Genomic DNA, 25,960 nt, shown 5'->3' on the forward strand with positions numbered 1-25,960 from the left:
AATACGCGGCGAAGGATATACTCCCTCGCCGCGTTCTTTTTGCATTTTCCAGAAAGGTGCACCCATGCCAAGCCTGCAGGCAGCAGATCCAAACCCCGAAGTCTTCGCGCAGTCTCATCTTGGGCCAGATAGCGCCAAGGAATTGCGCATGGTTGCCATCGGTAGCCTCAGCGGCGCGGCCACCATCGACGGCACCTCCGGTGCACTGGGCAATGCTCACGATGCAGCTCTGCTGGCAGCACTTCGCAGTTGGTCTGATGCTGTGCTCGTCACAGCCTCCACCGCGGCCAAAGAATCCTATGGTGCACCACAAGCCTTGGCAGGAGATCAGCAACGCAGGCGCGATCGCGGCCAAAGCCCTCACCCAAGGCTCGTAGTGCTCAGTCAGTCCCTCACCTTCGATCTGCCCCAGGCCGGCACCCTCACCGCATTATCCCCCTGGCAAGCATCCGCGCAATGGCATCAGCAACGCGAGCGACTTATTGCCGAAGGCCACGAGGTGCTGAGCTATCAAGGCGGGATCGCCAATGCCATTCGCACGCTCCACCACTGTGGGATCAAAAGAATCTGTTGCGAGGGCGGCCCTTGGCTTTATACGCAATTAAGCCAAGCAGACTGCATTGATAAGTTCTATTTCTCGCTCGCCCCCGTGGTTTCCACTCCCGTTCAACACCCGCTCTTCCTAGGCGGCAACGGCCCCACCAAGGATCACAGGTTGCGCCTCGAAGCCGGCCAGAGCACTGAGGATGGATTGCTCTTTCTTCGCTATAGCGCCACTTAGGCCTTTGGGGAATGTGTTCGTAGCTGGAATAAAGAAGTCGGCGATCCCCGGCGGGTGAGCCAGGCAGCCAAAGCCTCGTGCTTTAGGCTGGACTGCGTGAATACGAGCGTAGATCCGGCACACAAGACCTCGCTGCTTCGTCCTTATCGCTTTGGCACTGTCCGCCCAGAGCGGGCCTCTTGGCGCCATAATGCAAAAGCAAATATGGCCCTATGGCCAATTGCGGTATTGGTGGTGCTTCATCGCGTCTTCGTTATGGGCGCAAATGGCGGCGTCACAGACGATTACTCCACCGTCTACCAGGCCTTACGCCGCGCCATCGACGGGGTTCCGATCTACGCAGAAGACTACTCCTCTGTAGTTCCGCACTATCTCTACAACCCTGGGGCCACGCTGCTGCTGATGCCCCTGGCTTGGACTGAGAACATCGAGACTGCGCGGCTGCTTTTCATCGTGCTCAACGCAGTCTGCATCCTGCTCGGGCTGTGGTTGCTGGTGAAGCTCTTCGGGTTTAGGAGCCAAAGCTTTGTGCTCCCGGTTAGCATCCTGATCGCTTTTAATACCGAATCGGTACAAAACACCCTGATGTTCTCCAATATCAACGGGGTGCTCTTCCTTGGCCTAATCGCCTTTTTGTGGGCGGTGCTTGGCAACCGCAAAATCGCAGCCGGATTCATTCTCGGCTTCATGGTGCTGATCAAGCCGGTGTTCGCTCCCCTGCTATTCATTCCCCTGGTGCTGATGTGGTGGCAACCCTTCGTCGCTCTGGCGGCCGTGATCATCGGCTTGAATATCCCCGGCTTCCTTCTCCTGCCCGGCACCGATGAGTACATCACCCGCACGATCCCCTACCTTCGCATCGTCCGCGATTATGCCAATACTTCCCTTCGCGGCATGGGTGTGTATTTCGATACCCCTGCATGGATCATTTACCCACTGTGGCTCGCCTTTGCTGTGTTGGCACTCGCCGGGCTTGTAGCGCTGCTCAAACTTCGCAACTCAGAACCATTATTGTGGATCGCCTGCACCAGTTCCCTGCTGCTCGTCTCGGCATTCTTCCTTTCTTCTTTAGGGCAGATGTACTACTCCATGATGCTGTTCCCGCTGCTGTTTACGGTGCTGCTGCCGCGCAGTCCCATGCATAATCCTGTGGCCTGGATCGGAGCCTTCCTCTGCTTATCGGCACCCGAGTGGTACTCGCGCTATTGGGACTGGTTAAACCCGAGCCGCTTCTTCGAGCTTTTCCGCGGCACCTACGGTTGGGGCACGCTGATCATCGTGATCTCAGTAACGGCCATGACCTGGGCGTACCACACTTCTAAGGCACAACCTTCGCTTGTCGACGCCCCAGCGCACCCCAAAGCCACTGAAGCGTAGAAGGCCAAACTGCTAGCATCGCCGGCAGGCACCCCACTGGGGTGTTGCCGAGACACACACGCGTGCAAAGGAGCCAAAGATGATTGATGCCACCGGTATCACAGAGCAGCAGTGGCGCGAGAAGTTGAGCCCGGAAGAATATCGCGTGCTCCGCCAAGCGGGCACCGAGGCCCCGTTTCGAGGCGAATACACCGATACCACCACCGAGGGCATCTATTCCTGCCGAGCATGCGGAGCGGAGCTGTTTCGCTCTCAGGAAAAGTTCCAGGCCCATTGCGGTTGGCCGGCATTCTTTTCCCCTCTAGCCGAAGACCGCGTGATTGAGCGTGAAGATCTCTCGCTGGGCATGCGAAGGGTTGAGGTGTTATGCGCCAATTGCCATTCGCACCTTGGGCACGTTTTTGAAGGCGAGGGGTACGACACCCCCACCGACCTGCGCTATTGCATTAACTCCATTTGCTTAGACCTAAGCCCCACCGAAGAAAGCTAAGAAAAAAACGCCCTGCCAGCAACTTCATGTTGCTTTTGCAGGGCGTTTTCTCTTGAGCGTATTAGGGCAGAACCTCAATGAGTTCTGCTACATCATCAACGCGACGGCCGGTAAGGAAGGGAATCTCCTCGCGCACGTGCAGACGTGCATCGGTGTAGCGCATCTTGTGCATCAGGTCGACAATGCGGTGCAGCTCCGGCGCCTCAAAGGCCAGGATCCACTCGTAGTCACCCATGGCAAATGCCGGCAGCGTATTGGCGCGCACATCGGCGAAGTCGCGTGCTGCCATGCCGTGTTCTGCAAGGATGCGGCGACGCTCCTTGGGGTCCATGACGTACCAGTCGTAGGAACGAACGAAGGGGTACACCGCGCACCAACGGCCCGGCTCTTCGCCCATGATGAAGCTGGGCAGGTGGGACTTGTTAAATTCCGAAGGACGGTGCAAGGAGTTGCCGATCCAAAAGACTTCACTGCACTGGCCAAGGACCGTGTCGCGACGGAAGGTGTTGTAGGCGTACTGCAAGTCGGTGAACTCTTCAGCGATCCACCAGATCATGAAATCAGCCTCGGCACGGCAACCGGTGATGTCGTACACACCGCGGATGGTGACTTTGCCTTGCTCAGCTAGCGACTGGAAGAAGTCTCGAGCCTGCTCAATGATCTGTTCGCGCTCGCTGCCAAGGGCTCCGGGAATGACGCGGAAGCTCACCACCTGCGAGTAGGCCTGAATAGCGTTGAGCTTGTCAAAATCCAGTTTTTCTGCCACTGGTAATCCTTTCGTGTGTGCCACCTGCGGGGTGGACGCATAGAAGTCGGCAGTGTCCCGAGTGGCCTTCAAGCACGATGCGCTGGCCTTCGGTTGGCACTGCCATCAATCATAAGGATGATGTTTCGGCATTGCCAATAGGCTTGCCGAGTCATCTCTCGCGTTCGTCTTGGCACTCAACCTGCTTGGTGTTGCTTCGGCGCGCCTCCCCGGAATGTGCTGAGTAAACGCCTACCTTTGTCCCTGTGAATGACTCTCAAGCGACGACGAGCAACGATGCCCAGCCGGAGGCATTCGCCCGCGCAGTGGAATCTATGCACATGGCGAAGCTTCGGCCTGAAATTACGCTGAGCACCGTGCGCCCGCCTCAACGCCTGGCGCCTTTTAGCCATGCCATTGGCCTTGAAGTCATACGAGACGAAAACGACACGCAATCAGGTGACGCCTTCGGTCGCCTCATTGTGCTGCACGATCCGAAGTCCGATGACGCCTGGGCAGGCGATATGCGGATGGTGGCGTATATCCAGGCCGATATGGACGACACGCTCGCCGGCGATCCCCTTCTGCCCAATGTGGCGTGGCAATGGCTCAATGAAGGCCTTGAAGAAGGCAATGCGGAGTTCCGCAACCTCGGCGGCACCGTTACCTCTACTGCCTCGGAACGCTTCGGTGATATCGGTGGCCCAAGCCGTGCGTTCCAGCTAGAAATGCGTGCCTCTTGGACGGCAACCTCTGAAGACTTAAGCCCCCATGTCGTTGCGTTTTCTCGTGTGCTCGCGCTCTTTGCCGGTATGCCACCCGAGGGTGTTGCTGCGTTACCGAAGCAGTCGTAGAAAGCGGGTGGCGTCATGGTCACGACGCTGACCACACCACGCGAAGGGATACCAGCGCTCCTGGCTACCCCCAGCCAACTGCGCCAAGCAGAACGCAGACTCGCCAAAGGAAGCGGTGCCATCGCGGTAGATACCGAACGCGCCGGTGGTATCCGCTATAACGACCGAGCCTTCTTACTCCAACTTCGCCGCGCAGGCTCCGGCACGATGCTCATCGACCCCGAACCCCACCGAGAGGTCGTCGGCCCAGCGCTTGAAGCAGTGCTATCGCAGGCAACGTGGGTGCTTCACGACGCAGCCACTGACCTCCCTAGCCTCTATGCCTTAGGGCTGTACCCTGCCGGCTTATTTGACACCGCCATTGCCGCGAAACTGCTCAATATCACCCCGTATCGTCTGCCAGAGTTAAGCGCCACGCTCATTGGCTACACCATGCACAAAACGCATGGAGGCGAAGACTGGTCTCGTCGTCCCTTACCCAAGGCGTGGCGTAACTACGCCGCATTGGATGTCGAGGTACTCCTTGAGCTGGCACAAGCCTGCCAGCAGCGCCTCGATGCCGCCGGGAAAAGCGAATGGGCGCGAGAGGAATTTGAGTTTATCCAGCACAAGGCACACCCGCTCTCCCCTGCCCGCTGGGAGGATTCAAAGGCCGCCAATAGTGTTACTAAGCCGCAGGAACTCGCGGTGGTGCGAGCGCTCTGGTTGCATCGCGATGCCTTAGCCATGGCCATGGACGTAGCCCCACACCGGCTGCTTCCCGATAAGGCCATGGTGGCAATCGCCAAGCACAAGCCTCGTTCAGTATCCCAACTGATGCGCCTGGATGCCTTCCCAAGGGATCTTCGCAACCATGCAGGTGAGTGGCTCAACGTGGCCAATGCAGGCATCGCGGCCACACCGTGGCCAAAACGACCCAAACGCCGTGGCACTATAAGCACCAGTGCTTGGAAAAAGCGCCACCCCGAAAGCTTCGAGCAGTTGCTTGCTGCCGAAGAAGCCCTCGAAGAAGTACAAGCTGAGATCAACGTCGAAAGCGACGCCCTCATGTCTCGTCGAACGCTTCGTGGAGTGTGCTGGTCGTGTTTGCATGAGGGGCTCAGCCTTGATCAGGCCATTGAACAAACGCTGTTACGCCCTTGGCAGATTGAGCAGGCTCAGCCGGTGTTCCGTGCCGCCGGTCTGAGCTAAGAGTTATTGCTCAAAAAGGTGCTCGGCCCACTGCCAAGACTGTTCAAAGATGCCGTCTGCATCTAAGCCCACTTCCTTGAGCAGCTCGTCACGGCTTTGATGCAGCGGGAAGATCTCAGGAAACGCAATATTGCGGATCGGCGTATCAACTTCCGCGGCGTGCAAGGCAGCGCCAATTAAGGATCCAATGCCGCCGTTGATCACACCATCTTCCACGGTGACCACGAGGTCATGATCGTCGGCTAAAGCAATGAGGCTCGGTGCCACCGGAACCACCCAGCGGGGGTCTACCACGGTGACATTTAATCCGGCTTCTTTCAGCCTGTCTGCTGCCTGAAGCGTTGGTGTGGCCATCGCACCGACGGCAACCATGAGCAGGCTTGGCGTGTCGTCATCCTCGTTCGCATCGAGGTAGCTCAGCACGTCCACACCGTCTTCGAGGCGCTGCACCGCAGGAATTGGTTCAGGGAGGTTGCCCTTGGGAAAGCGAACGACGCTTGGACCTTCGATATCGAGTGAGGCGTCGAAAAGCTCCTTGAGCTCCTCGCCATCACGCGGAGCTGCAACGTGGATACCAGGAACCACGCTGGTAACCGAAAAGTCCCAAACACCGTTATGGCTTGCGCCATCGGAACCAGTCGCGCCAGCACGGTCGAGCACGATAGTAACCGGCTGGTGCAGAAGCCCCACATCCATCAGGAGCTGGTCAAACGCGCGGTTTAGGAAGGTGGAGTAGATAGCCACAACCGGGTGCATTCCGCCGAGTGCCAAACCAGCAGCAGAAGTTAAAGCGTGTTGTTCGGCGATACCGACATCGAAGAAGCGTTGCGGGAAACGCTCCCCAAAGGCGGAAAGTCCGGTAGGCCCTGCCATAGCTGCGGTAATGGCAACGATGTCTTCACGACGTTGCCCAGCAGCCACAAGCGCCTTGCTAAACACTGAGGTCCAACCAGGGCTCTTGGTGCCCACCGGCTCACCAGTTTTCGGGTTAATCACCCCGGTGGAGTGCATCAACTCGGCCACATCGTTTTCGGCCGGGGCATAACCGCGTCCTTTTTCGGTGACCATGTGCACGATGATCGGCCCTTGGTACTCACGGGCGTAGCTCAGCGCATTTTCCACTTCTTCCAAGCTGTGGCCATTGACCGGGCCGATGTATTTGATGCCCAGCTCCGGGAACATCTGCGTGGGCAAGACGGTGGATTTCAGGCCCTCTTTAAAGGCATGCAAAGCCTCGAAGGTGCGCTCGCCAAACCAGCCCATGGACTTAAGGGTGGACTTGCCTTGTTCCATGACCTTGTCATAAAACGGCATGGTGCGAAGCTCGGCCAGGTTGGCTGCTAGACCGCCGATCGTCGGTGAATAGCTTCGCCCATTGTCGTTGACGACCACCACCACATTGCGGGTGTTACCACCGGCGATGTTGTTCAGTGCCTCCCAGCACATGCCGCCGGTGAGGGCACCATCGCCCACCACGGCGACCACCTTGCGGTCTGCTTGGCCCCGAAGCTCGAAAGCCTTGGCCAGGCCGTCCGCATAGGACAGTGCCGCCGAAGCGTGGGAGGATTCGGTCCAGTCGTGCTCCGACTCATCCCTGCTGGTGTAGCCGGATAAACCATCTTTTTGACGCAGTTGATCAAAGCCCTCCCGGCGCCCGGTGAGGATTTTGTGCACGTAGGACTGGTGGGAAGTATCAAAGATGATGGGGTCGCGTGGTGAGTCAAAGACTCGGTGCAGCCCAAGTGTCAGTTCGACAACGCCCAGATTCGGCCCCAGGTGTCCGCCGGTGGCTGATACCTTTTCCACCAGAAAATCCCGGATTTCCTGCGCGAGTGTGAGCAGATCATCCTGGCTCAGGCCGCGCACGTCGTCGGGGGTGGAGATGCGTTCAAGAACACTCATGGGCGAAAAAGGCACCCTTTCTACGTGGCGTCGTCGGCGAGGTTATCGCCTTCACATGGTCGAACTCCGCGGCTGGTCGCCTTGGACGCGAAGACTTTGTTTCATCTTACTAGGCTTGCACACCTGGCTAAGAATCTCCCTGCTCGCTGGCAGCAGATTCAGTCGGAGTGATCAAGGCAACGCACTCGCAGTGGTGGGTGCCCGGGAAGGCATCAACCACAACAAGCCTGTCCAAGCCATATCCCTGGGATTGCCAATAGCCCAGATCGCGAGCAAAGGTCGCTGCATCGCAGCCGATATGCACCACCGTGGATGGTTGCGCGTTGGCAATATCTGCAATCACGCTCTGGCCTGCTCCTGTGCGGGGAGGATCGAGTACTACTGCTGCTGGCCTCGGTAACTGCGTCAACAGCTTGGCCACATCGCCGGTGTGAAACTCCACCTTTCCGGCAAGGCTGCTCTTGCCAAAAGCCTTTTTACCCGCTGCAGCCGCCGCGCGAGATGCTTCCACGCTATGAATCCTTGCCTCGGGTAATGCCTGAGCAATCGCAGGAGCAAAGGCCCCGACGCCACCATATAAATCCCAGGCGCACGCCGGTTGCTTTTCTGCTTCCTGCGCTTGTTGGCCTTCTTGCAACATGGTGGTGATGATCTCGCTATAGCAGGGCACTGCTTGTTCATGCGCCTGCCAAAACGCCGTGCTAGGCACGGTGAAGGTGGCATCGCCGATGTGTTCACGCACCAGGTGCGAACCCTGGATGGTTCGCTCAATGGTTTCGCGCCGGCGTCCGCGAGCAGCTTTTCGGATTTCAACCACGCTGATGGCGCCGTCGCCATCGCGCGCAGCAACAACTTCAGCACCAGGGGTGACGGTGCCGATGGCGGCAAGTGCTTCTTGCAGCTCCGGCACGGCTTGTGCACAAAGCTGATCTGGCACGATCTCACTCGAACGCGCTCGGCGCATACCGATCTTGCCTTCTGCATCGCTGCCAAGGCGCATGCGGGTGCGCCAACCGGTGGGTTGCTCGAAGTCCACCACTGACACGTGTTCGGGCGCGAGCCTTATTCCGGCCAAGGCGGATAGTTGGTTGAGCACCACGTCGCGTTTGAGCTCTGCTTCTTTGGCTGGATCCACAGCGGCAAAATCACAGCATCCAGCACCGGCAGCCGCTGCGTCGCATCGCGGTGCGGTGCGCATCGGGGAAGGCTGGATCACCTCTACCACGCTGGCTTTGGCAAAACGCTTTTTCACCTGCGTGCATTCTGCGCGCACATGATCTCCGGGTAAAGCACCACGAACAAACACCACGCGGCCATCGAGGTGGGCGATGCCCTCCCCGCCGTAGGCCATATCGGTGATTTCGAGCTCTAAGGATTGGCCCTTGGCCAGGCTATGAGTCACTACTGCTGTTGCTCCTGCTGCTGCTGCTGTTGGCGACGCTGCATCTCCTGCTGAACTTGTTCTGCAAGCGGTGCCGGCAGCGCTACGGGCAGCGATTCGCCCGCCAAAATTGGGGTATCGCCACGATTGACAAAGCTACGGGCAATAACTTCGCGTGCGAGCTCAGCGGCTTGATCAGCCGATGCTTCAGGGGATGCGATGGTAAAACGCAGCATCCATCGTGGCCCGTCTACGCCAATGACTCGAACGATATTTGATTGTTCAGCATCGAGGCGCCCCACCACTTCACGGCCAAAGGGACCGTATTCGGTGACAACGCGAAGGCCGTCGGAACGCATGCTTTCAGCGGTGTCTTTGGCCAGCTTGCGCCATTGGCCTCCGGATACCGGAGCCGCAAAAGCGACGGGGGTAAAGCGACCGTGCTCGGTAAGAATATGCAGCATCTTCGGGCCGCGTTCGCCCATTTCTACCTGCACCTGGGAATCGTGAGGCAGGGTAATAATCATTGAGCCCAGGTTCAGGGCTGCGTGAGAAAAGTCGCTGAAATCGAAGGTCTGATAATCGTGCTCCTGGGCGTCATATGGCCCCTCAGCACCCAGGGTGCCCTGATAGGGTTCGTCGTTTACATCGACGCCCTCAACGCTTTCAATATCTACTGCACTACTACGTTCTTCTTCCGGGGCTTCTTGTTCTGCCTCGTTGAATTCGTAGCCAGTCTCGACAACCTCTTCGTTGTTGTCTTTATCGTCTTTCTTGCCAAATGGCCACAGTGCCATGATGGTCTACCTTTCCGATGCTTGGAGATGTTGGTGCAATGTTGCGTTGATGCGTGTTCGCTCCACCGCTGATAGTGAGATTGCTGGTTGATACGGCCTAGACGCCTGTCGAGCCATATCCGCCTTCACCTCTGGTGGTGCGGTCGAGATCTTCTACCTCTTCGAAGTCGGGAAGAGCGACCTGTTGCACCACCAATTGCGCGATGCGATCACCGCGTTTGATTTCAATGGGGGTTTGCTGGTCGAGGTTAATCAGACACACTTTAATTTCGCCACGATAATCGGCATCAACGGTGCCAGGGGTATTCACGATGCTCAGCCCGTGGCGCAAGGCCAAACCCGAACGCGGGTGAATAAGCCCCACCGTACCCAGCGGCAATGCAATGGCAATCCCGGTGCCTACCAGTTCACGCTGGCCGGGTTCGAGGGTGCAATCCTCGGACGCGTAGAGATCTACCCCAGCATCGCCACGGTGGGCACGTTTTGGCATGGGCAGCTCAGGATCCAGGCGCTTGAGCGGGATAGTGAATTCGGTGTCATGCATACCGCTACCCTAGCGGAGCTGCCCGCCGATGTTCGTAGAAGGTAAGGTATGAGCCTGTGAGTTCGAAGCAAAATAGTTCTGCATCGGTGTTATATGAAGAGCGCCATTGGGTGCCTTGGTACTGGTGGATCGTGGCAGCCGGCGTGGTGGCGCTCATAACCAGGATGTTTGCCATGAACCGCTCTGCGATCTGGCTCTACGCCCCCGCTGTAGTGCTCAGCGCGCTGGCGCTTTGGATTCTCCTCAGCCTTTCTTCCACGCGCATTCGTATTGAACAAGACCCCGACGGCACGCGGTGGCTGAGTTCTGGCGAGGTCAATTTGCCCCATACGGTGGTGTCGAAATCACTGGTGGTTCCCGAAAGTGCTAAGCGCAACGCGATGGGGCGCCAGCTTGATCCTGCAGCCTTTATGATCTCGCATGATTGGATCAAGGAAATGGCCATGTTCGTGCTCGACGATCCCGATGATCCAACTCCCTATTGGCTGGTCTCTTCTAAGGATCCGGCTCGATTGGTGCAAGCATTCGTACCTGATCAAGCAGAAGCAGCGCTTCGCGCTTCTCAACGATCGCAATAGCAATACGAACAAAGGCGGCTTCCCACTGTTGATTAAGGGAAGCCGCCTTTGCGTTGGTATCGAGGGCGCTTAGGCGCAGTCTTGGCAGATTACAGAACCGTCATCTTCGACGTGATCGATGCGGTTTTTGCGCTGCACGATAAAGCAGCTCGAGCAGGTGAACTCGTCTTGACGTCGTGGCACCACAGGACCGGAAAGTTCTTCGCCGCTGAGATCTAAGGTAGGCAGATCAAAAGACTCGACGATTTCACCATCATCGTCCATGTCATCGAGGGAGGCCTCGGCATTTTTCAGGCCCTCGAGGGAGTCGGTCTCCAGCTCATCTTCCACGCCCGCGCGGGGGGCGTCGTAGTCCTTAGCCATGCAGCTCGCTTTCTCCAAGTGGTGATGCGCAATCTTCCAAAGAATGCCACCACGTGCTTTCGCTTAACGTGGCGCATATTAAGCCATCACTGCACTGTTGTCACTTCCCCTTCGGGCGTGTCGCCAACGGGGGTGATTTGCCCCTCCCCCACCACTGGCCATTTCTGCAGTACACGAGGTCAATTGAGATCTTCTAGATTCTCGGCTTCGCTCGCCCCTTGGGGGCGCAATGACACCCCCACCATGTCGCTTTACACTTTGTTTTCCGGTCACGTGAGACTTCTGTTGCTGCGATTGCTTCACCAATGGTTTTCGCCAGATCCACCACATGAGCTGCGAGCCACGCGCGATGCTTTGTAGACTGCAAAACCATGACGAACATTGGCTTTGGTATCGACGTTGGCGGCTCCGGCATCAAAGGTGCCCGGGTAGACCTTGACAGCGGGGAGTTCATCGGCGAACGCATCAAGATTCTGACTCCCCAGCCTGCAACCCCGGACGCAGTAGCTGAGACGATCAAAGAGATTCTTCACACCGCTGAGTGGGATGGCCCCGTGGGAATCACGCTGCCGAGTGTGGTTCGCGATCAGCGCGCCCTCAGTGCCGCCAATATCGACGACGCTTGGATCGGCACTGATCTCCAAGCGCTATTTGCGCAACACTTGGGCTCGGATCGCGAGGTTTCGGTGCTCAACGATGCCGACGCTGCAGGCCTTGCCGAGGCTCAATACGGCAACCCCAAGGCCCGGGAAGGTGCGGTGATTCTGCTCACCCTAGGCACCGGCATTGGATCCGCCTACCTTATCGACGGCACCCTGTGCCCCAACACCGAGTTGGGTCACCTCATCGTCGATGGCCAAGAGGCAGAGCATATCGCCTCCTCGGCAGCCAAAGACCGCGAAGAGCTTTCCTACGGCAAGTGGGCCAAGCGCGTGACCAAGGTGTTGCGAGAGTATGAGCGTCTTTTCTGGCCTTCGCTGTTTATCGTCGGCGGCGGCATTTCCAGGAAGGCTGATAAGTGGGTTCCGAAATTGAACATCGAAACCCCTGTGGTACCTGCTGAACTGCGCAACCGCGCAGGCATCGTCGGTGCCGCAATGGCTGCCCAGCAGCAACTTCGCCCCTAAGCCTCATGATCTTGGCCGCGTGCTCTTTTTGATTGTTGCTCAGAATTTTTCTCGCCCGGCTCTTGCATTTGCATAGCGATAGCGACAACAATGAAAACGAAATCTCGGCGGATCTGATACTTGATTGCAGCGCCCATCGCAACACGCGTGGGCGTTTTGCTTTATAATGGCGCTTTGTCCATCGCACGGCAGCTTCTCGCGCGCTTTTCGCGCGCGTTGCAAGTTTTAGCGGAAGTCAGCAGCACGAGCCAATGTCTTCCAATGAGGCTAGCCGGGCGTACATGAGTGAGAACAGCAACCGAAAGGGCGTACGTGGCAGCCACTGAGCATTCAGATTCTTCCGCAACGGCACGCACTCAAAGCGAGGCCTCCGTTGCCGAGACTGGTAATGAGGCTCCGAAAAAGACCGTGAAAAAGACTGTGGCCAAGAAAAGCGCACGCAAAGTAGCGCGCAAAGTAAGCCCCAGCGCCACCTCTGCTGTGGCGAAGGATGCGGAGTCCACGAAGTCTGGCGATCAGGCAGAGCAATCGGCTAGCGCCGAGGTGAGCGAGGCCAAAGCTACAGCCAAGCCTGCGAAAAAGACGGCTAAAAAGACCGCAAAGAAGGTAAGCAAGAAGGCCGCGAAGACCACCCGCAAGGTGGTAAAGAAGGCTGATGAGATCACCGCTGCCCAAACTGATTCCGCCGCGGCTCAGGCCGATGATGAGGACGTAGCCGAGAAGGCAGCTCCAAAGAAGGCTACGAAGAAGAGCACCAAGAAGACCACGAAGAAGGCTGCGAAAAAGACCGCGAAGAAAACAGCCAAGAAGACCACGAAGAAGACGGCAAAGAAAGCCAGCGCCAAGGCCTCAAAGCCTGAAGAGGATCTCGAACTTCAAGACGATGAAGACGTGCTCGACTCCGAGGCTATCGACGAGGACGACCTGCCGGGCGCCGATGACGACCTCGATGAGGACATCAATGAAGATGACCTCGAAGACGACGATGACGAGGACTCTTCCGAGGAAGAAGAAGACGATGGTTCCTCGGTGTGGGATGAAGACGAGTCTGCTGCTTTGCGCCAGGCCCGTAAGGACGCGGAGCTTTCGGCATCTGCCGACTCGGTTCGCGCCTACCTCAAGCAGATCGGCAAAGTTGCGCTGCTCAACGCCGAACAAGAGGTGTCTTTGGCAAAGCGCATCGAGGCCGGCCTCTACGCCACCTACCGCATGGAGCAGATGGAAGAGGCGTTTAATAATGGCGACAAGAACGCAAAACTCACGCCTGCCGTAAAGCGTGATCTACGCGCTATTGCTCGCGATGGCCGCAAGGCGAAAAATCACCTGCTTGAGGCCAACCTGCGCCTCGTGGTGTCCTTGGCAAAGCGCTACACCGGCCGTGGCATGGCGTTTCTTGATTTGATTCAGGAAGGCAACCTGGGTCTGATTCGCGCTGTTGAAAAGTTCGATTACACCAAGGGCTATAAGTTCTCTACCTATGCCACCTGGTGGATCCGCCAGGCCATTACCCGCGCCATGGCTGACCAGGCTCGTACCATCCGCATTCCGGTGCACATGGTGGAGGTCATCAACAAGCTTGGCCGTATCCAGCGTGAACTGCTGCAGGATCTGGGTCGCGAACCTACCCCGCAGGAGCTCGCCAAGGAGATGGATATTTCCGAGGAGAAGGTGCTCGAGATCCAGCAGTATGCTCGCGAGCCGATTTCTTTGGATCAGACCATCGGCGATGAGGGCGATAGCCAGCTTGGCGATTTCATTGAGGATTCCGAGGCTGTTATCGCGGTCGATGCCGTTTCCTTTACGTTGCTGCAAGACCAACTCCAAGATGTGCTGCACACCCTCACCGAGCGTGAAGCTGGAGTAGTGAAGCTTCGCTTTGGGCTTACCGACGGCATGCCGCGCACCTTGGACGAAATCGGCCAGGTCTATGGCGTGACTAGGGAGCGCATCCGCCAAATCGAATCCAAGACGATGTCGAAGCTGCGCCACCCCTCGCGTTCGCAGGTGCTTCGCGATTACCTCGACTAATTCGCTTGCTGCATGACAAAGCGCCGGTTTCCTTTCTGTGGAAACCGGCGCTTTGTGTTGCGGAACTTAAGAAGGAGTTATACCCCTGCCTTCTCCTCGATACAGCGCTGGACTTCTTCTGGAGTGTCGTAGCCTGCGCACTCACCGAAAATATTTGCCAGGAACACCAAGGTGATGACACCGAAGATGCTCACGAGGGTGCCGATGACGATGGCGCCAATAGCGAATCCTTTACGCTTGGCTTTCGGCTCTGCATACTTCTTCGCCTTCACCAGCGCCACGATGCCAAGCACCACGGCAATCAACCCGGGGATCAGGGCAAAGGAACCGATGAGCAGAATCGAGATCAAAGAAACAACGGCAACGCCGAGTGCCCAAGCGGCAATGGTGTTGCTGCCTTGATTCTGTTGCAGGGGTTCGTTGTTGTCCGGGTACTGAGCAGGGTAACCAGGCTGAGTCATATGGGCCTTTCTTGATGAAGATTCATGAAGGATTGAGGGACGAGTACCAATCTAGCTTAAGCGCCCCAGCCAAGCTTGGCCATCCCCCAATCGTTATGAATCACATCTGAAGAAGGATGGCGGCTACCACCGGCGTAGGTAATCGATGCGCTTTTGCAGTTGTTCTGCGGAACAAAGAGCCGTGGGGGGGCCTCCACACTGCGCGCGAACCTCGGTGTGGATTGCGCCGTGGGGCCTTCCAGTTCTCGAAGCCGCAAGCGCGACCAAGGTATTGAGTTCCTTCCGCAGCTTGGGAATCTCCTGGCTTGCGACCGAGGCGGCTTCCTCTTTTTGCTCTCGAACAGGTGTGGCCGCCTGCGCCTGAGCGTCTCGGCGATCAAGTTGCTCGGCCTGACGCTTCCTTAGCAATGCGCGCATTTGCTCTGCATCTAAGAGTCCCGGCAAACCAAGGTAGTCGGCTTCTTCATCGCTACCAGCCAAGGTGCCGGTGCCGTAGGAGGAACCGTCGTAAATTAAAGAATCCAGCTCCGCTTCAGCGCCGATGGACTCATAGCTGCGCTCTTGAAGATCCTTTTCGCTTTCCTTCTTGTTTGCTGCGGCGAGCAGGTCATCATCCCAGCCCTCTTTCGGGCGATCTGGTTTACCCAGCACGTGATCGCGTGAGGTTTCCAGCTTCGAGGCCAATTCGAGGAGCACCGGCACGGAAGGCAGGAACACTGACGCAGTTTCGCCCTTCGCACGAGAACGCACGAAACGTCCGATGGCTTGGGCAAAAAACAACGGAGTTGAGGCACTCGTGGCATACACGCCAACGGCAAGTCTTGGCACGTCCACGCCTTCAGACACCATGCGAACAGCAACCATCCACTCGTCGGTGGAAGCGTCGAATTGCTTGATTCGCTCTGAAGATCCCGCTTCGTCGGAAAGGATGACGGCCACCGGCGTAGAAGAAAGTTTTTCTAAAATCTTCGCATATGCACGCGCGGTGGTGGTGTCGGTGGCGATCACCAGTCCCCCGGCGTCGGGAATGGTGGCTCGAAGCTGCATCAGTCGCGTATGCGCGGCCTGAAGTACAGCCGGAATCCACTCGCCTTTAGGATCCAGCGCGGTCTTCCAAGCACGTGCGGTTTGCTCCGGGCTCATGATTTCGCCCAGCCTTGCGGCGTACTCCTCCCCGGCGCTGGTGCGCCAGCGGGCCTCGCCGGAGTAAGCAAGAAAGACCACAGGCCGCACCACGCCGTCGGCAAGCGCATTGGAATAGCCATAGGTGTGATCCGCCTGAGATACCAGGTAACCCTCGGCTGTTTCCTCGTAGCGCACGAAAGGAATTGCCGAATCATCGGAGCGGAAGGGCGTACCGGTAAGCGCTAGTCGACGCTCCGCGTCGGAATACGCCTCGCGGATACCATCGCCCCAACTCTTCGCATCGCCACCGTGGTGGATCTCGTCCATGATGACCAAGGTGCGTTTGGCTGTCGCCAATGCATGATGCTTAAAGGGGTGCATCGCCACTTGGGCATAGGTAACCACCGCACCGTCGTACTGCGGATTGAGTGCGTCGGTGTTTTTGAATTTCGGGTCCAGCGAAAGACCCACGCGGGCGGCTGCGGCAGACCACTGCACCTTGAGGTGCTCGGTAGGCACAACCACAATGACGCGATCGACAATGCGCTTGGTTTTCAGCTCCGTGGCTACCCGAAGTGCAAAGGTCGTTTTACCGGCACCGGGGGTAGCGACAGCGAGAAAGTCTTGAGGTGAACGTTCCAGATATTTTCGCAGCGCCTGCTGCTGCCATAAGCGGAGATCAGAACTCATTTCTTTCGCAAGCCTCGGTACACCCGCTCGCAATCAGGGCACACAGGCGAGCCCGGTTTGGCTTGTTTTGTTACCGGGAACGTCTCTCCGCACAGTGCTACCACCATTTTTCCTGAGACCGCCGAATCTACGATCTGGTCTTTTTTCACGTAGTGGAAGAACTTGGGCACGTCTTGATCGTTGCCCAGATCTTCCCGAATTTCTGGCCGTTCGATGGTTTGGGTGCTCGTACTCACTCGATCTATCTTGCACCAATCGACCCCCCTTTGGCTACGCGGACTAGCATTAGACACCATGGACGGCAGAAGCCAGCAGGAACACGATGCTTGCGACGGCAGTGTGCATGAAACACAGGCCGCCGAAATTCGTGTGTCACACGCAAGGCGTGCGGTGCTCCGGCTTAAAGGGCACAGAGCCGAGCTTGTTACCGACGCCCACCAGAGCCCAGAAGAAAACCGCCTGCATAGAGAAAAGGTCTACGCGTGGCTCCAGGGTCTACGTATTCCTTTCCTGCTCGCCTCGGGCGTGACCTATGTGTGGTGGCATTCCATCGCGTTATCCGCCGTACTCTTTGCCATCTCCATCCCCCTGCCGTGGATTGCTGTGGTGATTGCCAATGGTGTGGGCGAACGCAGGGATTCTCGTACACCGGCGGTGTACAAGCCGGCGGTCGCGCGTGAATACCAAGCATTTGTACTAGAACAGCACCGCCAAGAACGCGCCTTAGGCCAAGGCAACACTGCTGGCAGTAGCTCCAATGAGCCACCGAATGCTCAGGTGGTCGACCACCAAGAAGCACCCGAAGCACCCGAAGCACCCGGGCCTAGCGCTTCAGAACGACACGGCGATTCCCCCGATCGATAGGAGAAATGTAGCTTATGAAAGCAGTGCTCACCCGCGTTAGCGAGGCATCTGTGCGCGTTGATGGTGAGGTCGTTGGCGCGATTTCTTGTCCGGACACCGGTGGCATTTTGGCGCTGGTTGGCGTTGGGCGCGAAGACGATGAGCAAGCCGTTGCCACGATGGCTCGCAAGATTGCAGAGCTACGCATCCTTGAAGGTGAGCGCAGCGTGGAAGAGGTGGGCGGCTCAGTGCTGCTGGTAAGCCAGTTCACGCTTATGGGGCGTACCGCCAAAGGCAGGCGACCTTCGTGGTCGGATGCGGCCCCGGGTGATGTGGCAGCCCCCATGATTGATCAGATCGCTCAACTTTTGAGTGATCGAGGCATCCGGGTTGAACAGGGCCAATTCGGCGCGATGATGGAGGTGGCCTCGGTGAATCAAGGCCCCTTTACCGTGCTGGTGGAAACCTAAAGCCGGCTGCTTTCAAAAACGCTCGCGGCGTACAAGCTTTGTTTTCGAAGCTATGTTTGACGCAAACCCAGGTCATTCGCGTTTTATTCTTGGCCACAATAGGCCAGGAACTTTTTTCTTAGCTCCCGCGTTACACCAACGTACGCGCCGATAGCTAGGAGGTCTTTATGACGAGCTCTTCCCTCAAGGATTTCGACACGGAGGAAGTAGACCGCGGGAGTCGTCGAGGGCAGACCAACGACAATCCCTCTGCAGACCTGGTGAGGGTGTATCTCAATGGCATCGGCAAGACGGCGTTGCTGAATGCAGAGCAAGAAGTCGAGTTGGCTCAAACCATTGAGGTTGGTTTGTATGCAGAATATTTGCTCAATGACAGCGACCGACACCTCACCCGCGCGATGAAGCGCGACCTGAAGCACTTGGTAAAGGAAGGGCGCAAGGCACGCTCGCATCTGCTGGAGGCTAACCTGCGCCTTGTCGTTTCCTTGGCTAAGCGCTACACCAACCGTGGCATGCCATTGCTCGACCTTATCCAGGAGGGCAATCTCGGGCTGATTCGCGCGATGGAGAAGTTCGACTACACCAAGGGCTTTAAGTTCTCCACCTACGCCACGTGGTGGATTCGCCAGGCCATTACCCGCGGTATGGCTGATCAATCGCGCACGATCCGCCTCCCAGTACACCTGGTAGAGCAGGTGAATAAGCTTTCTCGCATCAAGCGAGAGATGTATCAGCACCTTGGGCGCGAAGCCACCAATGAGGAGCTGGCAGAAGAGTCCGGCATTGACGAGGCAAAGGTAGAGATGTTGCTTCGTCAATCGCGCGATCCAGTGAGCCTGGATATGCCAGTTGGCGCCGATGAGGAGGCTCCCCTGGGTGACTTCATCGAGGATTCCGAGGCCACGGATGCCGAAGCCGCGGTGGTTGCATCACTGCGCCACTCCGATATTCGGATGGTGCTTGGCACGCTTGAACAGCGCGAACAAGACGTGATTCGGATGCGTTATGGCCTCGACGACGGAGTGCCGCGCACCCTGGATCAAATTGGCCGCCAGTTTGGCCTTTCCCGTGAGCGCGTCCGCCAGATTGAGCGAGAGGTCATGGCTAAGCTTCGCGACGGCGACCGCGTGGAAAAGCTACGCGCATACGCCTTCTAGCGATACGGCTTCCCTATGGCGTGGCTTTGATGCCACGCCATATTTTTACCCAGGAATATCACTCTTTCTTATTGAGTTCCTGATATTGATTGACATATACTTTTAGAAGCGTTGCCTGAGTACGCAGGTGTAAAGCCGCGCGCTACGATGGACTACATGGCGAGGCGTATTCGCCAGCATGTTGACGCACCGCACCAAGTGTTAGCTGAGTAAGCTAATGCAGGAAGAAGGGTGAAATTTTATGCGAGATCTTGTCGATACCACTGAGATGTACCTCCGCACCATCTATGAGCTGGAGGAAGAAGGGGTCACTCCCCTGCGTGCCCGCATTGCTGAACGCCTCGAACAGTCTGGCCCCACGGTGAGCCAAACCGTGGCCCGCATGGAGCGCGATGGATTGGTGAAGGTCTCCTCCGACCGCAGCCTGCACATGACCCCCGAGGGCCGCAAATTAGCTACCGCCGTGATGCGTAAGCACCGCCTGGCGGAGCGCCTGCTCACCGACATCATCGGCATGGACATCCACAAAGTCCATGATGAGGCCTGTCGCTGGGAACACGTGATGAGCGAAGAGGTGGAGCGTCGACTTGTTGGTGTGCTGGAAAACTTTGATAGCTCCCCCTTTGGCAACCCGATTCCAGCCTTAGAGGAAATCGGCGTGAAAGAGCACGACGCGCCAACTCCTGGTCAGCGCGTGGTCGATATTGCCACCGAAAAGCCCCAGCGCGTCAACTTGGTGCAGATCAACGAGATTTTGCAGGTAGACCCTGATGCCATGCAGGCACTGATCGACGCTGACATTGCCATTGGCGACGAGTTGGATCTTTGGCTCGATGCAGGCCACGTGATTCTGCGCAAGGGCGATAAGGAAGTAGAGCTTCTCGACGATATCGCCCACGCTGTGCGCGTGGAGCCCAAGGCTTAGGCTGCACCTAGCTACCTCAATGCGTATTCAAGAAGAAAAGACGGTGTGATTTTCCCATGAAACTCCTGGTTACTGGTGGCGCGGGCTATGTTGGCAGCGTGTGTGCAACAGTGTTGCTCGAACACGGCCACGAGGTCACGATCATCGACAATCTCAGTACAGGTAACCGGGAGGCGCTGCCCAAAGACGCGACCTTCGTCGAAGGCGATGTTCGAGATCTAGCCGATGAAGTCCTCGCCGCCGAATCCTTCGATGCAGTGTTGCACTTTGCGGCTCGATCCTTGGTGGGCGAATCGGTCGAGGTGCCCGAGGAATACTGGCAGCACAACCTCGTCACCACCTTGACGCTGCTCGATGCAATGCGCGAACACGGCGTAGACAATCTCGTCTTCTCCTCCACGGCAGCAACCTATGGTGAGCCAGAGGAGGTGCCGATCAAGGAATCGGCACCGACCCAACCCACCAACCCCTATGGCGCCACCAAACTCGCCATCGACTACGCCATTACTTCCTATGCCAAAGCCCACGGCCTTGGCGCTACCAGCCTGCGGTACTTCAATGTGGCCGGCGCTTATGGCCTGGTTGGAGAAAACCGTGAGGTAGAAACACACCTCATCCCCCTAGTACTACAGGTGGCCTTGGGCCACCGCGACAAGATCTTTATGTTCGGTGATGATTGGCCAACGCCCGATGGCACCCCCATCAGGGATTACATCCACATCCTCGACTTGGCTTATGCGCACATGCTCGCGCTGGAAAGCAACACCCCCGGACAACACCGCATCTTTAACTTAGGTTCGGGTGAAGGATATTCCGTCAAGGAAGTCATCGAGATGTGCCGCGAGGTCACCGGGCACCCCATTCCAGCAGAAGTAGCCCCGCGCCGCGCCGGCGACCCGGCTGTATTGGTCGCATCCTCTGAGAAGGCAAAGGCTGAGCTTGGTTGGGATCCGAAGCACACCGACCTGCGCACTATCGTCCGCGACGCCTGGAATTTCACTTCCCAATTAGGAGATGCCGCCCACAGCGCTCATCGTTAAGCGCAAGATCACTTTTCGATTTCACCTTTCACGCAGCCACCTCATCACCGCGCATCGTCGCGAGGGTGCGGTGGCTTCCGCGTACCACTGCCCCAATCACCACTTCCCCATCGCCGCGCCGATAGCCAAGTTGAAGCAAGTGGGTCAGCCGGTGCCCAGGGCTGGTGTCTCCTGCGCACTCCAAAGCAAAGGGCACGCGAAAGCTCGCGGCAGTGCCTAGAGCGCACACCGCATACATGCACAGGGCATTGGCCCGAATTTCACCGTCATAGCAAGAAGCCACCGCGAGTGCTGCTCTGCGCCCAAGCGCGCGATCGCGCATGAAAGCTTCAACGCTGGCGTCGCGAAGCGAAACGCTACTCATCCATTGAGCAAGTGGCTTTACGTGCTTGGCTCGAAGCTGTGAAGACGCAGGCACGGCGGCAAGATTGATGCACAGCCGATCAATTGCGATATCGATAGACGCCACTCCCTCAAGGAAGCTGCGTATCATCTGTGCGCCGTGCACTAGCGCCTGCTGCGCGGCTTTTTCACGCCAGCTCCGGTGAGCCCACTTCGGCCGTTGACAGAAGTAGTCTTTGGCTTCCTGGCGGTTGAGCATTGGCAACTCGCCGAGGGTGAGCATGGCATGAAGCGAAGTGCTGGCGCTGATATCGGGAATGCTGCCGCGCTGCCATCCGCTTGGCACCGTGGTGTCTGCTTCGATTGGCAGGTGCTTGTAGGTGGCTCCACCAGTGATTTCTTCAACGTGCCAGCAGTGCTGAATGGGCAGCAGGCCGCACCCTGAGAGCGACTGTAAGAGGCTTTGAAGGTCGTTGAGCTGTTCGGCGTCGAATGTTTCGCTGACGACGAATGCAAAGGCGAGGTCGATATCGACATTGGTGAGCGCATCGCCAAGATCGTAGGCGTAGCGAAGATCGCAAAGATCAAGCCGAAGGACTGGCCCTACGTGGCGTCGTCCACCAGAAAGTGGTCCGAGGGTGACAACGACGAGTGATTCTTGGGGGTAGTAGCCCAGAATTCCTGGGATATTAGCGAGCAATGTTCCTGGTGTGTTGTTCTCTGTCATGCCAGGTAATCTGCCAGGATCTGAGGCTGCGCGCCGGATGGTGTTGATGCAAAGCATGTGCTTATCCACAGCGTCTCGCAGCTTTGCTGTTCGTGTTTGCAATCTGCGTGATTTTAGTGCTGCAAGCACGCCTCGTAGTTGCGCTGGTTGAGCAGTTGATGCAGGCTTGCAAGGTTGAGGGGAACAAAAGAGGGAGGCTTGGCGTTGTGTGCAATAACGGCACGAAGCTACTCCGCGGCCACTTCCGACACAAGGCTGAAGGGCTGCCCCGAAGTTGCACCACGCCCATTAGGCTAGTGAGCATGAAGCGCTAGTGAACTTGGCAGAGCTATTGCGCCGCCGACACACCAACGACCGCCAGAATCGTCTAAGGAGGAACCCAGAACATGCCACAACATGGAGATCGCATGTACGAACTTGAGTTTCCTGCGCCAGAGGTCAAAGGTACTGCCCAACAAGGCCCAACGCTGATTGTGGCATTGGACGGATATGCCGACGCTGGGCTCGCGGTGGATGCAAGCGCCCAACATCTGCTCAGCGCGCTGGATCACCGTCTGGTGGCTTCGTTTAATAGCGATGAGCTCATCGATTACCGATCGCGCAGGCCTGCCGTGGTGATCGATAATGACACCGTTGATCAAGCCCAGCCGCTTGATCTCGGCATTCAGGTGCTCAAAGATTCTGAAGGTAAGCACTTTTTGCTGCTTTCTGGACCAGAACCAGATCTTCGCTGGAATGCCTTTACCCAGGCCGTGGGCGAATTGGTGGAACGTTTTGGTGTGCAGCACACCATCTGCTTGTATGCAGCACCGATGACGGTTCCGCATACCCGTCCTCTGGTGGTATCTGCGCATGGCAACGACGAACAATTGGTTGGCAAGCAATTCAAGCTCGATTCCACTATTACTGTGCCGGGCTCAGCAGCTTTGCACCTGGAGCGTCATCTCCATTCCAAGGGGCATTCGGTGGCAGGCTACACAGCCCACGTGCCACACTACTTGGCAGCTTCCCCCTACCCGCAGGCGACCTTGAGCCTATTAGAAACAATCACGTCTACCACCGGATTGCATTTCCCGCTCGGTAGCTTGGAACACGACGCGCGCAAGGTAGCTCAACAGGTAGAAGAACAAGTTGCCGGATCACGAGAGATCGAAGCTGTGGTCCAACAACTTGAGCAGCAATACGATGAGGAGTTGCAGCGCTACCGCGAGCAACACCCCCATGCAGTGCTACCGGGTGAACAGGACGTCCCAAGCGGTGAAGAGCTCGGCGCTGAGTTCGAGGAATTCTTAGCTCACCTCGACGATCGTTCCTTAGGTCGCGGCGAAAACGAGGAAGATCCAGAGGATCAGGCCTAACTTGCGGCTGCCCTAAAGGCTGTGTAAAAGCACTCAGGGCAGCAACCTCATGCTTGGTTTGGCGGCTAGGGCGTAGACGAACGCCGGGTTGTGGTGCTTGCACAGGTACGCTTGATGCTTGTGAACCTCACCGATATGCTGCCCGATTTAGAAGAAGTTCCCGAGTCGCTACTCGATGAGTCTATTTTTGATGCCTTCTTGGCCTGGACTCGCCAACGCGGTATCTCGCTTTACCCAGCTCAGGAAGAAGCAGCGCTTGGGGTGTTGGCCAATGACCATGTGATCTTGTCTACCCCTACGGGTTCAGGCAAATCAATGGTGGCGATCGCCGCTCACTTTTTTGCCATGGCACGCGGCAAGCGCAGTTTTTATACAGCCCCGATTAAGGCGCTGGTCAGCGAGAAATTCTTCGCCCTTTGCGAGGTCTTCGGACCCGAGCAGGTCGGGATGATGACAGGCGATGCAACCGTCAATGGCTCTGCTCCGATCATCTGTGCAACTGCTGAAATCGTGGCGAATATCGCCCTGCGTGATGGGGTCCGGGCAGATATCCATCAGGTGGTCATGGATGAGTTCCACTATTACTCCGATCCTGACCGCGGCTGGGCATGGCAGGTGCCTTTGCTGGAGCTCGAACGCGCTCAGTTTGTATTGATGTCGGCAACCCTTGGCGATACGCGCTTTTTAGAAGACGATCTCCAAGCTCGCACCAACCGTGGTGTGACCATCGTTGGTGGCACCGAACGTCCAGTACCGCTGGAATTTGAGTATGTGTACACCCCGGTGCACGAAACGATCGAAGCCTTGCTCAAGGTGGATAAGGCTCCGGTGTATGTGGTGCATTTTTCTCAACGCGAAGCGATTGAACGGGCTCAGTCGCTGTTGAGCATGCAGATTGCCACGAAGGAGGAGCGAGAATTATTAGCCAAAGAAATCGGCGATTTCCGCTTTAGCACCACCTTCGGCAAAACCCTGTCGAAGTTGCTGCGCAGAGGCATCGGCGTGCACCATGCCGGCATGTTGCCCAAGTATCGCCGCTTGGTGGAAAAGCTTTCTCAGACTGGGTTATTAAAGGTCATTTGTGGCACCGATACCCTTGGCGTGGGCATTAATGTTCCCATTCGCACGGTGTTGTTTACCGGCTTGGCCAAATTCGATGGCCAAAAGCAGCGGATTTTGGCTTCCAGGGAGTTCCACCAGATCGCCGGGCGTGCTGGGCGCGCCGGCTACGACACCACCGGTTATGTCGTGATCGAGGCCCCCGAGCATGAGATTGAAAACTGGCGTTTAAGGCAGCGTGCCGGTAGTGACCCGAAGAAGCTGAAGAAGCTTCGCAAGAAGTCTGCTCGTGATGGTGAGGTGACCTGGGGTGAGCGCACCTTCGAGCGCTTGATGCAGGCCGAACCTGAATCTTTAAGTAGTCAGTTCCGGATGAGCAACGCGGTGCTGCTCAACGTTATCGCCCGCCCTGGTGATGGTTTTGAGCACATGCAAAAACTGCTTCGTAGTAATCACGACACCAGAGAAAAGCAGAACGCCGATATTCTCAGCGCCATTGAGTTGCTTCGTGGTCTCGTGGCGGCAGGCATTGTGGAGCGCCTCGATACCCCAGACCCCAGTGGTCGTACCTATCATCTCACTGAGGATCTGCAGCGTGATTTCGCCTTAAACCAGCCGCTTTCACCTTTTGCGGTGGCGGCATTGGAGCTGCTGGATAAGGATTCTGCGGAGTATGAATACGATCTCATCAGCGTGTTTGAGGCGATCTTAGAAGACCCCCGCCCCTTGCTTTTTGCCCAACAAAAAGCCGAGCGTGCCAAAGAGATTGAGGCTTTGAAGGCAGAAGGGGTGGACTATACCGAGCGCATGCGCATCGTGGAAGAGATCACGTGGCCTAAGCCTTTAGAAGAGACCTTGGAACAGGCCTACGGGATTTACTGCAAAGGCCACCCTTGGGCTCGGGAATTTGAGCTGCATCCGAAGTCCGTGGTGCGAGAGATGCTGGAAAAGGGCATGACCTTTAGCGATCTCATCGCCACCTATCAGCTTGCCCGTGCAGAAGGGGTGGTGCTGCGCTACCTCACCGATGCGTGGCGGACTTTGCGCCATTCGGTGCCAGAGGATGCGAAGACCGATCAGCTCGAAGACATCGTTGAATGGCTCGGCGAGTTGATTCGCCAGGTGGATTCTTCGCTTGTCGACGAATGGGCGCAAATGGCTGATCCTGAAGCTCCTATTGATCAGGCCACATTGGATCGCGAACTCGCCTTTGGCGTGGAAGATCCTGATGCTCTATCGGCAAACCCCAAGGCTTTGGCTGTGATGGTGCGAAACCTCATGTTCAAGGCGGTGCGGATGTTTGCGCTGGAAGAAGAAGACGCCTTCGCAGAAACCTTCGATTATTTAGAGCAGCCCGTTGATTTGGGTGCGACTCTCGACGCCTACTTCGATGAATACGCCGATGTGGATCTTTCTGCAGACGCCCGCGGTCCGGAATACTTCCAACTCAATCGCACTGAGCCTCGCCGTTGGAACGTCCGGCAGATCATTAAGGATCCGGAAGATGATCGTGGCTATGCCTTCAACGCCGTGGTCGATCTCGATGCCAGCGATGCCGCCGGAGAAGTTCGGCTATCACAGCTTTCCATTGAGGGCGCATAAAAA

At 57.1% G+C, this 25,960-nt stretch carries 25 protein-coding genes; 15 read left to right on the forward strand and 10 right to left on the reverse strand.

Annotated features, from left to right (window positions below):
- Nucleotides 1–64: 64 nt before the first annotated feature.
- The 3 genes from IEU99_RS01105 to msrB all read left to right on the forward strand — a co-directional run bounded on the left by IEU99_RS01105 (nucleotide 65) and on the right by msrB (nucleotide 2,648).
- On the forward strand, nucleotides 65–781 hold the full coding sequence (locus IEU99_RS01105; RefSeq protein ID WP_128889726.1) for a dihydrofolate reductase family protein: 717 nt from the start codon (nucleotides 65–67) through the stop codon (nucleotides 779–781).
- A gap of 96 nt (nucleotides 782–877) precedes the next feature.
- Nucleotides 878–2,158, forward strand: a complete 1,281-nt coding sequence (locus tag IEU99_RS01110) for a glycosyltransferase family 87 protein (RefSeq protein ID WP_128889725.1) — start codon at nucleotides 878–880, stop codon at nucleotides 2,156–2,158.
- Between the two features lie 79 nt (nucleotides 2,159–2,237).
- Nucleotides 2,238–2,648 (forward strand): peptide-methionine (R)-S-oxide reductase MsrB, encoded by a 411-nt coding sequence (msrB, locus tag IEU99_RS01115; protein ID WP_128889724.1) that lies wholly within the window; start codon nucleotides 2,238–2,240, stop codon nucleotides 2,646–2,648.
- Nucleotides 2,649–2,709: 61 nt separating this feature from the next.
- Here msrB and hemQ read toward each other — a convergent pair whose 3' ends face one another.
- Complete coding sequence (hemQ, locus tag IEU99_RS01120; RefSeq protein WP_128889723.1) at nucleotides 2,710–3,414, reverse strand: hydrogen peroxide-dependent heme synthase; 705 nt, start codon at nucleotides 3,412–3,414, stop codon at nucleotides 2,710–2,712.
- A 245-nt stretch (nucleotides 3,415–3,659) separates the two neighbouring features.
- Between hemQ and IEU99_RS01125 the strand changes: the two genes are divergently transcribed.
- Nucleotides 3,660–4,247, forward strand: a complete 588-nt coding sequence (locus IEU99_RS01125) for a DUF3000 domain-containing protein (RefSeq protein WP_128889722.1) — start codon at nucleotides 3,660–3,662, stop codon at nucleotides 4,245–4,247.
- 15 nt (nucleotides 4,248–4,262) lie between these two features.
- On the forward strand, nucleotides 4,263–5,438 hold the full coding sequence (locus IEU99_RS01130) for an HRDC domain-containing protein (RefSeq protein WP_128889721.1): 1,176 nt from the start codon (nucleotides 4,263–4,265) through the stop codon (nucleotides 5,436–5,438).
- A gap of 3 nt (nucleotides 5,439–5,441) precedes the next feature.
- Here IEU99_RS01130 and dxs read toward each other — a convergent pair whose 3' ends face one another.
- The 4 genes from dxs to dut form a co-directional block, all read right to left on the reverse strand.
- Entirely contained in the window at nucleotides 5,442–7,340 is a 1,899-nt protein-coding gene (gene dxs, locus IEU99_RS01135) for a 1-deoxy-D-xylulose-5-phosphate synthase (RefSeq protein ID WP_128889720.1), read from the reverse strand.
- Nucleotides 7,341–7,467: 127 nt separating this feature from the next.
- The gene (locus IEU99_RS01140) at nucleotides 7,468–8,742 is read right to left on the reverse strand and encodes a class I SAM-dependent RNA methyltransferase (protein WP_128889719.1); all 1,275 of its coding nucleotides are present in this window, start codon (nucleotides 8,740–8,742) and stop codon (nucleotides 7,468–7,470) included.
- A complete protein-coding gene (locus IEU99_RS01145; protein WP_128889718.1) occupies nucleotides 8,742–9,518 on the reverse strand; it encodes a DUF3710 domain-containing protein in 777 nt (258 codons plus the stop codon). Before IEU99_RS01145 ends, IEU99_RS01140 begins: the two co-directional genes overlap by 1 nt.
- Before the next feature lie 97 nt (nucleotides 9,519–9,615).
- Nucleotides 9,616–10,062 (reverse strand): dUTP diphosphatase, encoded by a 447-nt coding sequence (gene dut / locus IEU99_RS01150; protein WP_128889717.1) that lies wholly within the window; start codon nucleotides 10,060–10,062, stop codon nucleotides 9,616–9,618.
- Nucleotides 10,063–10,118: 56 nt separating this feature from the next.
- On the opposite strand from dut, the gene IEU99_RS01155 reads away from it, so the two are divergent.
- Nucleotides 10,119–10,640 (forward strand): DUF3093 domain-containing protein, encoded by a 522-nt coding sequence (locus tag IEU99_RS01155; RefSeq protein ID WP_128889716.1) that lies wholly within the window; start codon nucleotides 10,119–10,121, stop codon nucleotides 10,638–10,640.
- A gap of 69 nt (nucleotides 10,641–10,709) precedes the next feature.
- Here the strand turns inward: IEU99_RS01155 and IEU99_RS01160 are convergent, their stop codons facing one another.
- Nucleotides 10,710–11,003, reverse strand: a complete 294-nt coding sequence (locus tag IEU99_RS01160) for a DUF4193 domain-containing protein (RefSeq protein ID WP_128889715.1) — start codon at nucleotides 11,001–11,003, stop codon at nucleotides 10,710–10,712.
- Between the two features lie 371 nt (nucleotides 11,004–11,374).
- On the opposite strand from IEU99_RS01160, the gene ppgK reads away from it, so the two are divergent.
- Together ppgK and IEU99_RS01170 are read left to right on the forward strand one after the other, a co-directional pair.
- A complete protein-coding gene (gene ppgK / locus IEU99_RS01165) occupies nucleotides 11,375–12,130 on the forward strand; it encodes a polyphosphate--glucose phosphotransferase (protein WP_128889714.1) in 756 nt (251 codons plus the stop codon).
- Between the two features lie 312 nt (nucleotides 12,131–12,442).
- Entirely contained in the window at nucleotides 12,443–14,158 is a 1,716-nt protein-coding gene (locus IEU99_RS01170) for an RNA polymerase sigma factor (RefSeq protein ID WP_371869458.1), read from the forward strand.
- Nucleotides 14,159–14,235: 77 nt separating this feature from the next.
- On the opposite strand, the gene IEU99_RS01175 is transcribed toward IEU99_RS01170, so the two are convergent.
- The 3 genes from IEU99_RS01175 to IEU99_RS01185 all read right to left on the reverse strand — a co-directional run bounded on the left by IEU99_RS01175 (nucleotide 14,236) and on the right by IEU99_RS01185 (nucleotide 16,670).
- Nucleotides 14,236–14,619 (reverse strand): DUF4190 domain-containing protein, encoded by a 384-nt coding sequence (locus IEU99_RS01175; RefSeq protein WP_128889713.1) that lies wholly within the window; start codon nucleotides 14,617–14,619, stop codon nucleotides 14,236–14,238.
- Nucleotides 14,620–14,742: 123 nt separating this feature from the next.
- Nucleotides 14,743–16,434: a DEAD/DEAH box helicase gene (locus IEU99_RS01180; protein ID WP_128889712.1), complete on the reverse strand. Its 1,692-nt coding sequence runs from the start codon at nucleotides 16,432–16,434 to the stop codon at nucleotides 14,743–14,745.
- Nucleotides 16,431–16,670 (reverse strand): DUF3039 domain-containing protein, encoded by a 240-nt coding sequence (locus IEU99_RS01185; RefSeq protein ID WP_123960089.1) that lies wholly within the window; start codon nucleotides 16,668–16,670, stop codon nucleotides 16,431–16,433. The genes IEU99_RS01180 and IEU99_RS01185 overlap by 4 nt, the downstream gene beginning before the upstream one ends.
- Before the next feature lie 58 nt (nucleotides 16,671–16,728).
- On the opposite strand from IEU99_RS01185, the gene IEU99_RS01190 reads away from it, so the two are divergent.
- From IEU99_RS01190 to galE, 5 genes are all read left to right on the forward strand, one after another.
- The gene (locus IEU99_RS01190; protein ID WP_128889711.1) at nucleotides 16,729–17,298 is read left to right on the forward strand and encodes a DUF3099 domain-containing protein; all 570 of its coding nucleotides are present in this window, start codon (nucleotides 16,729–16,731) and stop codon (nucleotides 17,296–17,298) included.
- 14 nt (nucleotides 17,299–17,312) lie between these two features.
- Nucleotides 17,313–17,747 carry a D-aminoacyl-tRNA deacylase gene (gene dtd / locus IEU99_RS01195; protein ID WP_128889710.1) on the forward strand — a complete coding sequence of 145 codons (435 nt, stop codon included), beginning with the start codon at nucleotides 17,313–17,315 and terminating at the stop codon, nucleotides 17,745–17,747.
- A 167-nt stretch (nucleotides 17,748–17,914) separates the two neighbouring features.
- Nucleotides 17,915–18,904: a sigma-70 family RNA polymerase sigma factor gene (locus tag IEU99_RS01200; RefSeq protein WP_128889709.1), complete on the forward strand. Its 990-nt coding sequence runs from the start codon at nucleotides 17,915–17,917 to the stop codon at nucleotides 18,902–18,904.
- Nucleotides 18,905–19,145: 241 nt separating this feature from the next.
- Nucleotides 19,146–19,829, forward strand: coding sequence for a metal-dependent transcriptional regulator (locus tag IEU99_RS01205; RefSeq protein ID WP_128889708.1), 684 nt, complete (start codon nucleotides 19,146–19,148; stop codon nucleotides 19,827–19,829).
- 56 nt (nucleotides 19,830–19,885) lie between these two features.
- On the forward strand, nucleotides 19,886–20,869 hold the full coding sequence (gene galE / locus IEU99_RS01210; RefSeq protein ID WP_128889707.1) for a UDP-glucose 4-epimerase GalE: 984 nt from the start codon (nucleotides 19,886–19,888) through the stop codon (nucleotides 20,867–20,869).
- A gap of 28 nt (nucleotides 20,870–20,897) precedes the next feature.
- Here galE and IEU99_RS01215 read toward each other — a convergent pair whose 3' ends face one another.
- Nucleotides 20,898–21,938: a DUF4192 domain-containing protein gene (locus IEU99_RS01215; RefSeq protein WP_164931153.1), complete on the reverse strand. Its 1,041-nt coding sequence runs from the start codon at nucleotides 21,936–21,938 to the stop codon at nucleotides 20,898–20,900.
- Between the two features lie 386 nt (nucleotides 21,939–22,324).
- Here IEU99_RS01215 and IEU99_RS01220 point away from each other — a divergent pair, with 386 nt between their 5' ends.
- Together IEU99_RS01220 and IEU99_RS01225 are read left to right on the forward strand one after the other, a co-directional pair.
- Nucleotides 22,325–23,296: a PAC2 family protein gene (locus IEU99_RS01220; RefSeq protein WP_128889705.1), complete on the forward strand. Its 972-nt coding sequence runs from the start codon at nucleotides 22,325–22,327 to the stop codon at nucleotides 23,294–23,296.
- A gap of 120 nt (nucleotides 23,297–23,416) precedes the next feature.
- Nucleotides 23,417–25,957, forward strand: coding sequence for a DEAD/DEAH box helicase (locus tag IEU99_RS01225; RefSeq protein ID WP_128889704.1), 2,541 nt, complete (start codon nucleotides 23,417–23,419; stop codon nucleotides 25,955–25,957).
- Nucleotides 25,958–25,960: the final 3 nt, after the last annotated feature.

The organism is Corynebacterium pelargi (assembly GCF_014635485.1).
GTDB lineage: Bacteria > Actinomycetota > Actinomycetes > Mycobacteriales > Mycobacteriaceae > Corynebacterium > Corynebacterium pelargi.